Here is a 13665-nt window from a genome sequence, read left to right on the forward strand (position 1 = left end):
GTACTATCCCGATCTGTATTCGTCAGATCTTCATGTTTCGGAAACTTTGGTCTTGCAGCGCTAAAAGCGGTGCTCTATACCAAAACGTTCTTTAAGGATCTTTTCATCTAGGCGTTTTTCTTGCTCGGTTTGTTCACCTAGGAACTCATTCACACCTTCCACTTTGCATTCGGCTTTAGGCATATAACCGTGTGGTTCTTGGCAAAATACAATGTTATTGCGAAAGCGTTCACCGAAAGGCGTCAGAGCAGGAAATTTCACACCCTTTTCAACAAGTTTCTGCTGGATCTTGAGCATCTTTTGGTAGGCTTCGGTGGATTGATCCATATGCTCTAATTCTTCTTGAACACTGTAGGCAACCGAAATTCCTTCATTATTCATCGCATAAGGATCCGCTCCATGGTTTAGCAAGTAGAGAGAATCATCAAACCGAACTGGAAGAATATGTATCAAAGGTGTATTGCCAAGAGTATCTCGGGCATTCACATCGGCACCATATTCGACCAAAAGCTGCATGGCATTGCTTTGCTCAAGCGCAGGCGTATTAAATATCAAAGTTCGTAAGCTTCCTTCATTCGCAGTATTGGGGTCCATACCACTTTCAAGAAGAGCTTTTAGTGGTTCGTCACTTTTTCGCCACATGGCGTGGTAAGCGACGCTGCCTAATTCCGGCAACTCAATAGACGGATCGGCACCTAATGCCATCAATGCTTTGATGGCTACGGGGTTTTCATCATTTACAGCAAAGCCAAGCAGTGTCATCCCGTGTTTTCCTGGGGCATCGATATCTTCAAGCGCTTTCCCAAGTTTGGTGATTTTTTCGCCGTCTTTTTTCTTTATCGCCTTTGCAATGTTCAGCATATCCCCTTCAAAAAAGGCGTCGGCATAAGGTTTGCTGCCAAAAATATTCATCAAATCTCCTTTTGCTGCCATAGATAAAGCAAGCAGCCCTGCAATCAGAAGCCATCCCCACTTTTTCATTAAGCTCCACTCTTAGTTAGTGTGTGTAAGTCGTTCACTTTACGCTCTTCTAAGGCTAAGCGCACTTGATCCATTCCGTGCATATCGACTTTTTCTTTGGCTTTTACCGCACCATAACTGATAGGAGCAGCAATCGGTGAAACTAAGCCCGTCGCCGTTGCCGCCCCTATCGCTTGGGGGGTAAGAGACTTGGTTTTTGGTAATGTTGTGTCTAAGGATTTATTACGCACTGCATCGTGCATAAAATGCTTTGACAGAAAGTTCTGTTCTTGAACGTAGGTCAACATATCGCCATCAGTTCGATACCCTTTAATCAACGTATCTGGACCTTGCTGGGCTTTAGGGACGCCGTAACGCGCTACTGTGTTAGGGTGTAAACCGGCAGCATTGAAAGTTGTCGCTTCAATATTGGCCGCTTTAGCCGTAGCACTGCTCATTCCTCCCCCGAGAGAATGCCCTGCTGTTTCTACTGGCTTTCGACTCTTTCTGAGCTTTTTACCTATCTGGACAGCTCTTTCGTAGTAGGCGGATTCTTTGTCTAAACCCTGATTTACATTGTTTTTCCAATCATCCAGCTTGGTCATTTCTGTTCCCCGCAACACCACTACGGGCTTAGCGCTAGAACCAAAGACGTTTTTGTCGGGCATGTATACTTGCGCACGAAAATTGCTGTCTGGAATGGTTAAATCTTCTGGGTACAATCCTAATGAAGATAACTGTTCAGGTGATGCTTCAGACCATCCAGAATCGCCTTCAAAGTCCTTTCTTAGCTGTAAGCGCCGCTCGTCTAGTTTGTTATCGGGTTTGCCAACTGTGTAAACGTGGTCAGATAACATGGCCTTCTCAGCCGCATCCATATCCATAGAGAATCGACCTGCGGCTTCTGGGTTAGTCGATTTTGCCCGCTCTGTAATTTCTTCTCGCGCTTTTCTTCGCTGTGCTTTTGTGGTGTTGGTTTCTAGCACATCTAGCATTTCTTGTTTGTCTGCACCGTTGTCGACTGCCGTAATAATGGACTGTGCCAGAGAACTCATTTCTTGCAGCTCCATGGCTTTGTTCAATAGTGCGATGTCAGCTTGAACTGCCATTTTCTGCAATGCAGATTTGTAGAATTCAGGTGTAAAGATAGAGCTCGCCCAACCACTGCCCAGCGGCTCCGCCAAAGGCGTTATCTTTAAAAACGGTGACTTGCTTGCAGCCGCGCCTTCCGCACATTTGTGTGCGGGTGAGGAGTAGGGGGTATCGCCAATGAACACGTCACCAGAACCTGCGGCAACGGAGCCTCCACAACCAATCGCATCGCCTACTCGAGAAGCCGGCTTTCCATTTATGGAAACGGTGGAAGAGCCTGCCGAAATGCTTCGACCATGGATACCATGTGGCATCTTGGGGCAAGGGCAGGCGTGCAGCAATACCGTATCGCCCTGTCTGGCGGCAGGTTTACCGTTGATGAACACATCGCCACTGCCTGCAACAATCGGTGTGGCGGGAAAACAGCCATGTCCGGCACAGCTGTCTCCAAGTCGAGCTGCTGCTGGCATTAGGTTCTCCTGTCCGGATCGTCCGGCTCTTGCGGTTTCGCAGGTGGCTGTGGCTCAACCGCTTTTGGTGCGGTGCCGCTTCCTGGCGAACCACCTTCGTTAATCTTCACCACGTTTCCTGAAATGGTGATCCCACCGCCATCGATTTTGACGAAGCCTCCCGGACCTTTGATGGTCAGTTCCTGTTTGGCTTCCAGTACGATGTTAGTGGCATTCAGATAGCTCTCATTGTTCACCGCGATACGTTGGTTGGCGCCGATCTCTTTTTCTTCAGACGCAGACATCGACGTGACGCTGCCCCCTTCAATTTTGGTGACCATACCGCCAGAGATAAAACGGTTCACTGCGCCAATGACTCGCTGAACTAAGTTACGACCGACTTTGTAGTGGTGATCCTGACCAAACTCTTCGGTCACATTCTTACCCACCAAACGGTGCGTATTTTCTGTCACCATCTGGAAGAAGTGCTGACCGACTTTTTGGTGAAAATCGAGACCAATCGATTCGCGACTGATGTTGTTAATCACGACATCTTTGTCTTTTTGAGCATGAACATAGATCTGTTCGCGAGACGCTTCATCTTCAAATCTCAGCTCATTAAAACCTTCGCCCAAATGCGTTTGGGTTTTGAGTACTGTCCGAGTCTTATGGCTCGGCAAAATATAAGGCGTTACGTTGGTGGCGTGATAAGTGCGCCCTGTAATGATCGGCTGGTCAGGGTCACCATTTAAGAAAGAAACAATCACTTCATGCCCAATGCGTGGAATGGCGATCATGCCATATTGTCCGCCTGCCCAGCCTTGGGAAACCCGCACCCAACATGAGCTGTGTTCATCTTGTGAGGATTCGCGATCCCAAGGGAAGTGAACTTTTACCCGACCGTGTTCGTCGCAGAAAATCTCTTCGCCAGCAGGACCCACAACCATAGCGATCATCGGACCGTCTACCTGTGGCTTAGGCAGAGGCTTGGCTCTCCACTGAGTTTGCGCCGGAATCACAGTAAACTGGTTACTGTAGGTGGTCGCTCCGCTTCCTCCTTCCTCTTCAAGTGCCTGAGGCTGAGTGCCTGAGTGAACGGCATTTATTATGATCCATGCGCGATTACATTTCGGGTCAAGGTGGTCGGTAAGCGTGAATTTAACCCCGGCTTGCAAACCAGCGTGATTGCTTTGTCCATGCGCAATATGAGATTCGCGGCGAAGGTATTCCAGACGATATTTACTGAATGCCTGACCACTTTCGTCGTCTTTGTAGCGCGTTGGCGCATCGTAATGTTCGTACCCATCACGCTGGTACGCCATATCCTTGCCAAGCTGTTCTTGTTTAAAGGAATAGGTGGGCTTCTTAAAACTGTATTCCTGAAAGGTTACGTTGGTGACGTCTGAACGAACTCTTTCATTTAAGCCGAAGACATAGGGAGTATCTATCTGCCCCCCTGCCAATGCATTGTAAGTAACAGGCAGAGGTAACTCATCGTAGGTTTGGCTGTCGTCACTGAAAACAATGGTGTGCTTTCCTACTTCATGAGTAATTCGATAAACCAACCCTTCTTCAGCCGCCAAACGGTGCATAAATTCAAGATCAGTCTCGCGGTACTGAACACAAAACTCCCTTGGCTGGCAGGATCGTTTTAGGGAAAAGGCATAATCGTTGATGCCCATTTCCTGAAACAACACCGACAAAATATCGGGCACATTCTGGTTCTGAAAAATCCGGCTATTCTGGCGCAGCGATAATCGTTCGATTGCTGGCACTAAAGTAAGAGAATAAAACGTGTGCTGTCGACCCGTATCTCCTTTAAAAAAGGCTCTGACGATGCCGTGTACAACTTGCGTCACTTCCCCGTTTTGAATGATGGTTAACCAGGCGCTTTTATCTACGATTTGATCTGGAGAAATATCAGTCTGGCGACTAGCCAGCTCAATCTGGTATTTGAATCCATGGCAATGATTGTAATCAGATAGCGACTCTTGTCCCTCATACTCTCGAACGATAAGGGTATCTGGAGCCAACCCATCAACATCTAGGGTAAAATTTAAGGTGCCCATGCATTCATTCCGTTTTGCAATCTAATCCGCGCCAAAGCGTTGAGTTGGTAGTGAAAACGCAAAGCCACAATTCGTGACTTTGCGTCATTGCAGATGACCAGTATCTTGGGGAGCACGCCAGTACAAGGGGGAGCAAGCACTGGCGAAGCGTGATACTGGTCATATACCTGATTATGCTTCGACAGGTTTACGCCAGTCGTCTGAACCTGAAGTACCAGCGTTCACGTGATCCCAGTTGATCTTGCGGTAAGACAGAGAAACGGTAACGTTTTGCGTGAAGTCGGCGTTTGTTGGATCCTGACAGTGTGGCATCTCACAGTGGATATCAACGATAGAAGCGCTCTCAAGAGAGGTTGTGAAGAAGTTCTCTTGTTTACCTTCAATCGATGTGCGGTACCACTTCAACTCAACAGATTTCATTTTCTCGCCAGACGCCAATGCGTTGTACAACAGCGGAACAGCTTTGTTCAGTGCCACCGTAAATTTGAACGGCTTGTGCACACGCTGACCTGAAGGCTGCCCAGATTGAGGGTCTGTAGGTACTGTCACGTTGTGGTCAAACTGCTGAACTAGCATTTGGTCTTCGTGACCTTCAACGAATGCATCACCGATAGAATCGGTAGACAATGCACCTGCGGTAATTAGCCCCTGCGTTTCACCTTCGATGGAGATATAACATGGAGTTGGCATATTCAATCCTCTTTTGACTTGGGCAGCTCCTAATTTGGCAACAACCCCGTTTTAAGCAACATATTAATAACAAATAGATGTAAGCGTTTATTCGCTTTTTTCAGTTGTCAATCGACGAGTCTAATAAGGCAATTGCCGTGCCAAATAATAAATAACTCTAAAATCATAGGGTTATGTTTATTGCGATATATGACCAAGCAATTAATTGCTTTTGTCTGGGCAATTTATTGCTCGAACAGCGAATAAATGCCTGGATCAAAGTCACGTGATAATAAATTTCACCGAATTAACATTTAATTAGTAATTGTGAGGTTAATACAATAATTAATATTTTAGTAATTGCTTGTGTTTGCGTGATTGTCTCAGTTTTGATTTTATAAATATCTTGATTAATACAGCCTATTGTGAATGCATGAATGATAAATGAAAGAAAACTTTCTATTGGCAAAATATATTAGATCAAGTAACAATGATAAATGTCATCAGAAATTTCATATCAAACTTTTACTGTTGGGAAATGTGGTTAACTGTTGAATAGCAAGAATTTTTATAGTGGTTTGTTGCATTTGATCTATACATTTAAGTTTGATGATTAATGATTGTAATTTAGTCACTTACGGTAGTGTCTGTCTTTTAATTGAGATGTTTATCATCTTGTTTTTGTGATGGTTGTAACGGTTTTACTTTATCTTGATATAGTAGGTTAAACACACAAATTGATTGAGCTGAATCGGAAGATAAATAAAAGAACTGATCGCAAAATCATAATGAAAATAATCTTAAAAATGAGAATTAAATAATTTTTCGCTTTGGCTGGTGAATTTCTAGACTGATATTTAAAAATTGGTTCTAATTAGGCTTTAATGGTGTATATGGATTTATCGTACAGCAGATGTACGCGCTTTCTCATACCTTGTTTATACGTCATCCTGTCATTCTTGACTCTCCTAAATAGAAGCTCATTACAAAGTATATAAAGAATTTTGCTCTGGTTAGCAGGGCGAATCTGTGTTTGTTTATTGCCATTCAACTTGTTTTTGGAATTGCGAAAGCAGTGGTGAATTCCAATTTCGAGGCGGAAGTTTGTTCGCAATAAATTCAACATTGTATGGGTTTAAGACCCTAGAAAAATTGGGACAAACGAAGGAGACCGTAATATGTCCAAAGAAGGCAGTGTTGCCCCGAAAGAAAGAATCAATATCAAGTACATTCCTGCAACGGGCGATGCTCAGGCAGAAGTGGAATTGCCGTTGAAAACTTTAGTGGTTGGGGACTTTAAAGGGCATCCAGAAGAAGCCCCTTTAGAGGAACGTAAACCTGTCAGCATCGACAAGAATAACTTTGAATCTGTAATGAAAGAGAGCCAGCTGACGCTGTCTACCTCAGTTTCAAACAAGTTAGTTGATGAAGACGACGCTGATTTACCTGTCGAATTGTCATTTGAGTCTCTTGCAGACTTTACTCCAGACTCCATCGTCAAACAGGTTCCTGAACTAAGCAAACTGATCGAACTTCGCGAAGCACTACTGGCGCTGAAAGGTCCATTAGGCAACGTGCCAGCATTCCGTTCTCGTCTTCAAGAGCTCCTGTCTTCAGATGAATCACGTGAAAAGCTGCTAGCGGAACTGGATCTTGTGGCAAGTGATGAGAGCGAAACCTCTGATCAGGGAAATGAATAACCAGCGTGAAAAACAGGAACGAAAGGATAATTCCGATGACAACAAATGAAGTCGCTGTAGAAAGAACAATAGAGCAGCAGCCAGCAAATTTACTTGATGAAATCATGGCGCAAACCCGTATTGCACCAAACGAAGAAGCCTACGACATCGCCAAAAAAGGTGTTGCTGCTTTCATCGAGAATCTCGTAGGTTCAAACCGCACTGAAGAACCCGTTAACAAGGCTTTGGTTGACCAAATGCTGGTGGAACTGGACAAAAAAATTGGTGCTCAGGTTGATGAAATTCTTCACGATGACGGTTTCCAGAATCTGGAGTCATCTTGGCGCGGTCTTAAGTTGATGATCGACCGCACCGATTTCAACGAAAACAACAAAGTTGACGTGTTACATGTAACCAAAGAAGAGCTTCTGGACGACTTTGAGTTCGCTCCAGAGACCACTCAATCGGGTCTTTACAAACACGTTTACTCATCCGGTTATGGCCAGTTTGGTGGTGAGCCAACCGGCGTTATCATCGGTAACTACGCGTTCACCCCATCTACACCAGACATGAAACTGCTGCAATACATGGGTTCGCTTGGCGCAATGGCGCACGCACCATTTATCTCCAGTGTCGGTCCCGAGTTCTTTGGCATTGATTCGTTTGAAGAGCTGCCGAATCTGAAAGACGTTAAGTCTACGTTTGAAGGACCTAAATACACCAAGTGGCGTTCACTTCGTGAATCTGAAGATGCGCGCTACCTGGGTCTGACAGCGCCTCGCTTCTTACTTCGTGTGCCATACGATCCAACAGAAAACCCTGTGAAGTCCTTCTCTTATGAGGAGAACGTCAGTGATTCTCACGAAAGCTACCTATGGGGTAACACCGCGTTTGCATTTGCCACTCGTCTGACAGACAGCTTTGCGAAATACCGCTGGTGTCCGAATATCATCGGTCCTCAAAGTGGCGGTGCGGTGGAAGATCTTCCTGTTCATGTGTACGAATCCATGGGTGCATTGCAATCCAAGATCCCAACGGAAGTATTGGTCACAGACCGCAAAGAGTTCGAACTGGCGGAAGAGGGTTTTATTGCTCTGACCATGCGTAAGGGCAGCGATAACGCCGCGTTCTTCTCTGCGAACTCAATTCAGAAACCAAAGATTTTCCCGAACACCAAAGAAGGCAAAGAAGCCGAAACCAACTACAAGTTGGGTACTCAGCTGCCTTACATGATGATCATCAACCGTCTTGCGCACTACATCAAAGTGCTGCAGCGCGAACAGATTGGTGCCTGGAAAGAGCGTCAGGATCTGGAGCGTGAGCTAAACGGTTGGATCAAGCAATACGTGGCGGATCAGGAGAATCCACCGGCAGACGTGCGCAGCCGTCGTCCACTTCGTGCAGCCGCTATCGAAGTGCATGACGTGGAAGGCGAGCCAGGCTGGTACCAGGTGTCGCTATCGGTTCGTCCTCACTTCAAGTACATGGGTGCGAACTTTGAACTGTCTCTGGTTGGTCGTCTGGATCAAGCCTAATGGGATACATCGCACCTGAAGAAAGTGTGTACGGTGTCAGCCTCTTCGAGCGTTTAGAGGCTGACGCTAAACCCATTTCACTTTCAAAAGGCCCGGACTCTGCCGAGGTACTGCGATCCATCAAAAGGAATGTGTCTAACATTCTGAACACCCGAATCGGAGAGTCACTGAGCTCTCCGAATCTTGGGCTGGTGGATTTCAACGATGCCACGATGGCGATGCTGGATCTGTCTATCCGCGTGAAACTGTCGATAAAGCGTTGCCTGGAGGAGTTTGAGCCTCGGCTAAAAGAAGTCGACGTGATGGTCATTCAGGATGAAAGAGAGCCCCTGAACTTACGATTCAGTGTGGCAGCGACCATAGATACATCAGCGATTCATGAAAGGGTAAAGATCAATTTACTCCTTGATAACAATAGAAAATACCGAGTAGTAACCTAGTGGCACAAGACAAATATTTCAGAGATGAGCTGGCGTTTTTAAAAGACCAAGGAAAACAGTTTACCGAGATTCATCCTCAACTTTCTCGCTTCTTGAATGGTCGGAATACCGATCCGGACGTCGAGCGCCTGTTGGAAGGCTTTGCCTTTTTAACCGGTAAGCTGAGAGAGAAAGTCGAAGATGAATTTCCCGAGTTAACCCACTCGATCATTAACATGCTGTGGCCGAACTACCTTCGTCCTATTCCCAGCATGAGCATTCTCAGATTCAGCCCGAAAGGCAATTTCAGTACTCGTCAGGTCATCAAAAAGCAGACCAAAGTCGATTCGGTGCCCGTCTTCGATACGCCTTGCCAGTTTCGCACTTGTCGTGATGTAGAAATCTACCCGATTGTTTGCGACCGAATCTCGGCGATTCACACCAAAGATGCCAGTAAAGTGTCGCTGGAAATGTCGATGCTGAACAAAGACGAATCGATAGGCTCAGTAGAACTGGATTCGCTCCGTTTTTATCTGGGCGGCGATACTTACAGCGCGCAAAACCTCTACTTGTGGCTGGGGCACTATCTAGATTCGATTGAAGTGGAATACGACGGTGGCAGCGTTAAAGTGCCGACTGATGTGTTTGATGTTGTCGGATTTGATAACGACGGTTTACTGCCATATCCGAAGAATGTGTATCAGGGTTACCGGATTTTTCAGGAATACCTCGCCTTTCCGGAATCGTTCCACTTCTTCGATTTGAAACACATTGGGCGTTATATTCCCGATCATGTAACGGGCAAGTTCACCCTTCGTTTCCACTTTACGCAGACCTTGCCGGGCAGCACTTTGGTATCGGATGAGAGCTTCATTCTGTACGCCACGCCAATAGTCAATCTGTTTCGCCATGATGCGGATCCGATTGATTTAACAGGCAAGCGAACAGAATACCGAATTGCACCCTCCAGTCGTTACCCAAGGCACTATGAAATATTCAGCGTCGATCACGTGGAAGGGTGGCAGGAAACCTCGGACGGAAGAGTCCGCGGTCAGCGCCGCGTATACACTCCCTTTGAAAGCTTCCAGCACGAGATAGAACTGGCTCGCCAGAGGCTGGCGCTGTACTACCGCGTTCGAGTGAAAGACAGCATCCGCAAAGACGGCTTTGATCATCATATTTCGTTTGTCCGCGGTGACGAAACTACAGGTTACCTGCTCGACGAAGCCGTCACGCTTGAACTGACGTGCACCAACCGACAACTGCCAGCAGAACTGGCTGTCGGAGACATTTGCGTCAGCACGGACACATCGCCCCCATTTGCTGATTTTGAAAACATCACCATCCCAACGCAAACCCTGCGCCCGGTACTGGATGGCAGTTTGCTGTGGACGCTGATCTCCAATTTGTCGCTGAACTACTTGTCGCTGCTGGACAAGAACGCGCTTTGCTCTGTGCTTCGCGCTTACGATTTCCGCTCACTGGTGGATCAGCAGGCGGCGCGCATCTCGCGTCAGCGTATGGATGGCATTGTATCGATTGAATCTGAACCCCTGGACAAGCTGATCGAAGGCATGCCTGTTCGTGGGTTGTTATCGCGAATCACCATGGACCCGAATGCGTTTGGTTCGGAAGGGGATTTGTACCTGTTTGGCACTGTACTCAGCCAGTTCTTTGCGTTGTACGCCAGTATCAACTCGTTCCACGAGTTAGTAGTGGTTAACGCCGAGAGTCGAGAGGAATACAGCTGGGGTAACCAGCATGGAATGCAGCCACTGATATGAGATCAACCAACCTTGAGCCGATTCAGGACGAGTTGGCAGAGCTGGATGTCAAAAGCTTCAACTTCTATCAGTTGGTGGAGTTGCTGCTGCAACTGAATGGCATGGATCCCGAAGACGAAGATTGGGAGCGCCAGTGTCAGTTCGTGTTTAAGTCGAACCCTAGTTTAGGGTTTTCAACGTCTGATGTGTCGTCGCTCGATACCAAACACGACGACAGAATGGAGCTGGAAACTACCTTCCTTGGGTTAACAGGATCGCAGTCGCCGCTTCCCGGGTATCTGCTGGAACAGGTGTTAACTGAAGGCGAGTTCGGCTTACGTGGACCGTTTCTCGATTTCTTTAACAACCGAATGATCACTCTGGTGTATCGGATTTGGCGAAAGTACCGCTATTACATTCGGTTTCAGGAAGGCGCGAGCGATGACTTTTCCGCTCAGCTTTTCGCATTGGTGGGGTTAGCCGACCCTGATCTTCGCGGCGAAACGCCCATCAACTGGTGCAAGATGCTTTCTTACGCCGGCATGTTGGCAGGGCGAAGCCGCTCACCACAGGTGGTGTCAGGGATCATTGCTCACTGTTTCGATATTGAAGACGTCGAGATTCGTCAGTGGGTGAAAAGAAAAGTCGATATTCGCAAAAACCAGCAGATGGAGCTGGGTTTAGCAAACATGAGTTTGGGTGAAAACACGGTCGTCGGTGAACGCGTGACCGAGTGTAATGGCAAATTCACTTTGGTACTGAAAGGACTGAGCCAGAAGAGGTTTCGCGATTTTCTACCAACAGGAAAAGATTACCTGCCACTTTGCAAAGTTGTGGAATTCGTTCTGCGAGAGCAAATGGCGTACGACCTGGAATTGCAGCTAGAGGAAGGCGCAGTATCTGCCATGGTACTGGATCATCGCATTGATATGCCTCTTGGCTGGTCCACCTTTTTAGGTGAAGGCGACACCAAACAGAGTGTCACCATTCAGGTCAGGCAGTAGAGGCGGATGGAAGTGGAACAGAACAAACGTTTGAACTTGATGGTGTCGAATACCAAGGAGCTGGAGCCCGGTTTAACGCCTTCCTGTGAGTTCACAGAGGAAGGCGGTGTGATTGGTTCCAGCCCAAGTTCGCACTGGATTTTGCAGGATCAGCGCCGAGAAGTGCAGGGCAGCCATTGTGAAATTTTGGTGTACGACAACCATTTCTGCGTACGCGATCTTTCCGGTCACACCTATGTGAACGGGGCAACCATGCCTGTCGGCAAAGGGAAGATGGCGCAAATCACCACCAAAGATACCCTGAAAGTAGGCGTGTACGAATTGATGGTGGTGAGTGGCACCAGTCGCGCTGCGATGAACTCTCACAACCAATCACTCGATCAGCTATTTACTGAAGATGCTGCTTTAGTCAAAGGCGATCCGGAAACAGAAAGGTTGGTCGCGTTGCGAGACGACGTTGAATACGTCGATCCGCTTGATGTTCTGGAAGGGGGAGAAAGCGCCCAGGAACACAAGCAACTGTACGCGGAAGAGGAAGAAAAACTTTCGCCAGAACAGATCGAGGCAAATCACCTTCTGGCGGATGAAGAACTGGAAAGTCGCGAAAAGCCAACCTTACAAGCAGACAGCGAATACGAAATTTCGTCTGCCATCAAATTGAAAAAACGAAGCCGCTTCAATCCATTTTCGTTTTTTTCCAAGTCAGAACCTGACGCTCAAGTACCCGAGCCAGAAATGGCAACCGAGAGCAGTGAAGCGCAAACCCATTCACAGCCAGTTGAAAACAGTCAGCAGGCTAATCAACCCATTGAATCGTACGTTGCGGAAAACGCAGGTGCGCAAAACGAGTTCAGAACAGAGGGCTACATGATGGACGATAAAACCCTGGATTTATTAGAAGAAGAAATCGCCCAAAACGAACAGTTTAAGGCAGAAATGCCGCTTGGCGATGACAATAACCACCTGCTATCGGGTCCTTTGTTCCGTGGTTTGGGTGTGTCCGTTGCACCGTCTCACCAGTCTGGCGACGTGCAAATGACTTCAGAGGAAATCGGGGCTGCGCTTCAGGCTGCGGTAAAAGGTCTGTTGGATCTGCACCAGCATGTGGACGATAGCCGCTATGGCGTGATCAACAAGAATCTCCAGCCGATAGAAGACAACCCACTTCGCTTGGGCATGTCTTATGAAGACACGGTAAAAACCCTGTTCAACACCAATCCGGGTGCCGTTCACCTTTCCGCGCCATCGGCGATTTCTGAAAGCCTGAAAAACCTCAAAGATCACAACGATGTGGTGCAAATGGCGACCACTCTGGCTCTGGGACAAATCGTTCGTGCCTTCTCTCCAGAAGTCTTGATGCGCCGTTTCCAGAACTATCGCCGCTCTTACCAGACGCCAGAACAAAATTCAGATGCGTGGGCGTGGGAAATGTACCAAAGCTACTACAAAGAGCTGACGTCGGATCGCCAGCAAGGCTTTGAAAAACTCTTCTGGGAAGTATTCGACCAAGCGTACGACCGCTTGCTACGTGAGAAGCAGATGGAGTCGTGATCGTGAGACAAGTGCTGTCCATATTGTTGGGCGTTGTGTTGTTAGCGGGATGCAGTTCCAGCGAAAACGTGAAAGAACTGCCGACCGTAGTGTCATTCAGCATGGTGGCAGATGAGGGCGTAAACCCGAACGTATTCGGCGAGTCTTCCCCTGTTGAGGTTCAGGTCTTCGAACTGGTGGACGATTCCATGTTCATGTCAGCCGATTTCGACCAGATCAATGAAGACCATAAAAAAGTGCTGAAAAGCAATTACATACAGGTGTACGACTACGTATTAACTCCCGGACAGTTCAAATACGTAGACGACATTTCAGTGGACGAAGACACCCGATACATCGGGGTACTGGCGAAGTTTGCCGAGCCAGAACTGAGTGAATGGAAAAAGGCAGTGAAGATCATCAATTTGGGTCGCAAGTACCACTTGCTGATGCTTTTTAAAGATTACGACATCAAGTTAGAGAAGGTGGAATAGAG

At 47.3% G+C, this 13665-nt stretch carries 11 protein-coding genes; 7 read left to right on the forward strand and 4 right to left on the reverse strand.

Features of this window, described 5'->3' with window-relative positions:
* Positions 1 to 60: 60 nt before the first annotated feature.
* The 4 genes from INR79_RS20580 to INR79_RS20595 form a co-directional block, all read right to left on the reverse strand.
* Positions 61 to 981 carry an ankyrin repeat domain-containing protein gene (locus INR79_RS20580; protein WP_223099594.1) on the reverse strand — a complete coding sequence of 307 codons (921 nt, stop codon included), beginning with the start codon at positions 979 to 981 and terminating at the stop codon, positions 61 to 63.
* Complete coding sequence (locus INR79_RS20585) at positions 981 to 2522, reverse strand: PAAR domain-containing protein (protein ID WP_223099596.1); 1542 nt, start codon at positions 2520 to 2522, stop codon at positions 981 to 983. Before INR79_RS20585 ends, INR79_RS20580 begins: the two co-directional genes overlap by 1 nt.
* Positions 2522 to 4570, reverse strand: a complete 2049-nt coding sequence (locus INR79_RS20590) for a type VI secretion system Vgr family protein (RefSeq protein WP_022560802.1) — start codon at positions 4568 to 4570, stop codon at positions 2522 to 2524. Before INR79_RS20590 ends, INR79_RS20585 begins: the two co-directional genes overlap by 1 nt.
* A 171-nt stretch (positions 4571 to 4741) precedes the next feature.
* The gene (locus tag INR79_RS20595; RefSeq protein ID WP_004404988.1) at positions 4742 to 5260 is read right to left on the reverse strand and encodes an Hcp family type VI secretion system effector; all 519 of its coding nucleotides are present in this window, start codon (positions 5258 to 5260) and stop codon (positions 4742 to 4744) included.
* Between the two features lie 1157 nt (positions 5261 to 6417).
* On the opposite strand from INR79_RS20595, the gene tssB reads away from it, so the two are divergent.
* From tssB to tssJ, 7 genes are read left to right on the forward strand one after another with little or no spacing between them, the layout of a single operon-like run.
* On the forward strand, positions 6418 to 6939 hold the full coding sequence (tssB, locus tag INR79_RS20600; RefSeq protein WP_004404986.1) for a type VI secretion system contractile sheath small subunit: 522 nt from the start codon (positions 6418 to 6420) through the stop codon (positions 6937 to 6939).
* Positions 6940 to 6974: 35 nt separating this feature from the next.
* Complete coding sequence (gene tssC, locus INR79_RS20605) at positions 6975 to 8453, forward strand: type VI secretion system contractile sheath large subunit (RefSeq protein WP_004404985.1); 1479 nt, start codon at positions 6975 to 6977, stop codon at positions 8451 to 8453.
* A complete protein-coding gene (gene tssE, locus INR79_RS20610) occupies positions 8453 to 8893 on the forward strand; it encodes a type VI secretion system baseplate subunit TssE (protein WP_004404983.1) in 441 nt (146 codons plus the stop codon). The genes tssC and tssE overlap by 1 nt, the downstream gene beginning before the upstream one ends.
* Positions 8893 to 10656 (forward strand): type VI secretion system baseplate subunit TssF, encoded by a 1764-nt coding sequence (gene tssF, locus INR79_RS20615; protein ID WP_223099598.1) that lies wholly within the window; start codon positions 8893 to 8895, stop codon positions 10654 to 10656. Before tssE ends, tssF begins: the two co-directional genes overlap by 1 nt.
* A complete protein-coding gene (gene tssG, locus INR79_RS20620; protein ID WP_223099600.1) occupies positions 10653 to 11639 on the forward strand; it encodes a type VI secretion system baseplate subunit TssG in 987 nt (328 codons plus the stop codon). Before tssF ends, tssG begins: the two co-directional genes overlap by 4 nt.
* A 12-nt stretch (positions 11640 to 11651) precedes the next feature.
* Positions 11652 to 13190, forward strand: coding sequence for a type VI secretion system-associated FHA domain protein TagH (tagH, locus tag INR79_RS20625; RefSeq protein WP_410482913.1), 1539 nt, complete (start codon positions 11652 to 11654; stop codon positions 13188 to 13190).
* Between the two features lie 2 nt (positions 13191 to 13192).
* Positions 13193 to 13663 carry a type VI secretion system lipoprotein TssJ gene (gene tssJ, locus INR79_RS20630; protein ID WP_038123881.1) on the forward strand — a complete coding sequence of 157 codons (471 nt, stop codon included), beginning with the start codon at positions 13193 to 13195 and terminating at the stop codon, positions 13661 to 13663.
* Positions 13664 to 13665 lie beyond the last annotated feature (2 nt).

This window comes from Vibrio sp. SCSIO 43132 (assembly GCF_019904195.1).
GTDB lineage: Bacteria > Pseudomonadota > Gammaproteobacteria > Enterobacterales > Vibrionaceae > Vibrio > Vibrio nigripulchritudo.

Excerpts from the sequence above, each read along its gene's own strand:
- INR79_RS20585 (WP_223099596.1), bottom strand. The coding sequence starts at position 2,522 with ATGCCAGCAGCAGCTCGACTTGGAGACAGCTGTGCCGGACATGGCTGT.
- INR79_RS20595 (WP_004404988.1), bottom strand. The coding sequence starts at position 5,260 with ATGCCAACTCCATGTTATATCTCCATCGAAGGTGAAACGCAGGGGCTA.
- INR79_RS20580 (WP_223099594.1), bottom strand. The coding sequence starts at position 981 with ATGAAAAAGTGGGGATGGCTTCTGATTGCAGGGCTGCTTGCTTTATCT.
- tssE (WP_004404983.1), top strand. The coding sequence starts at position 8,453 with ATGGGATACATCGCACCTGAAGAAAGTGTGTACGGTGTCAGCCTCTTC.
- INR79_RS20590 (WP_022560802.1), bottom strand. The coding sequence starts at position 4,570 with ATGGGCACCTTAAATTTTACCCTAGATGTTGATGGGTTGGCTCCAGAT.
- tssC (WP_004404985.1), top strand. The coding sequence starts at position 6,975 with ATGACAACAAATGAAGTCGCTGTAGAAAGAACAATAGAGCAGCAGCCA.
- tssG (WP_223099600.1), top strand. The coding sequence starts at position 10,653 with ATGAGATCAACCAACCTTGAGCCGATTCAGGACGAGTTGGCAGAGCTG.
- tssB (WP_004404986.1), top strand. The coding sequence starts at position 6,418 with ATGTCCAAAGAAGGCAGTGTTGCCCCGAAAGAAAGAATCAATATCAAG.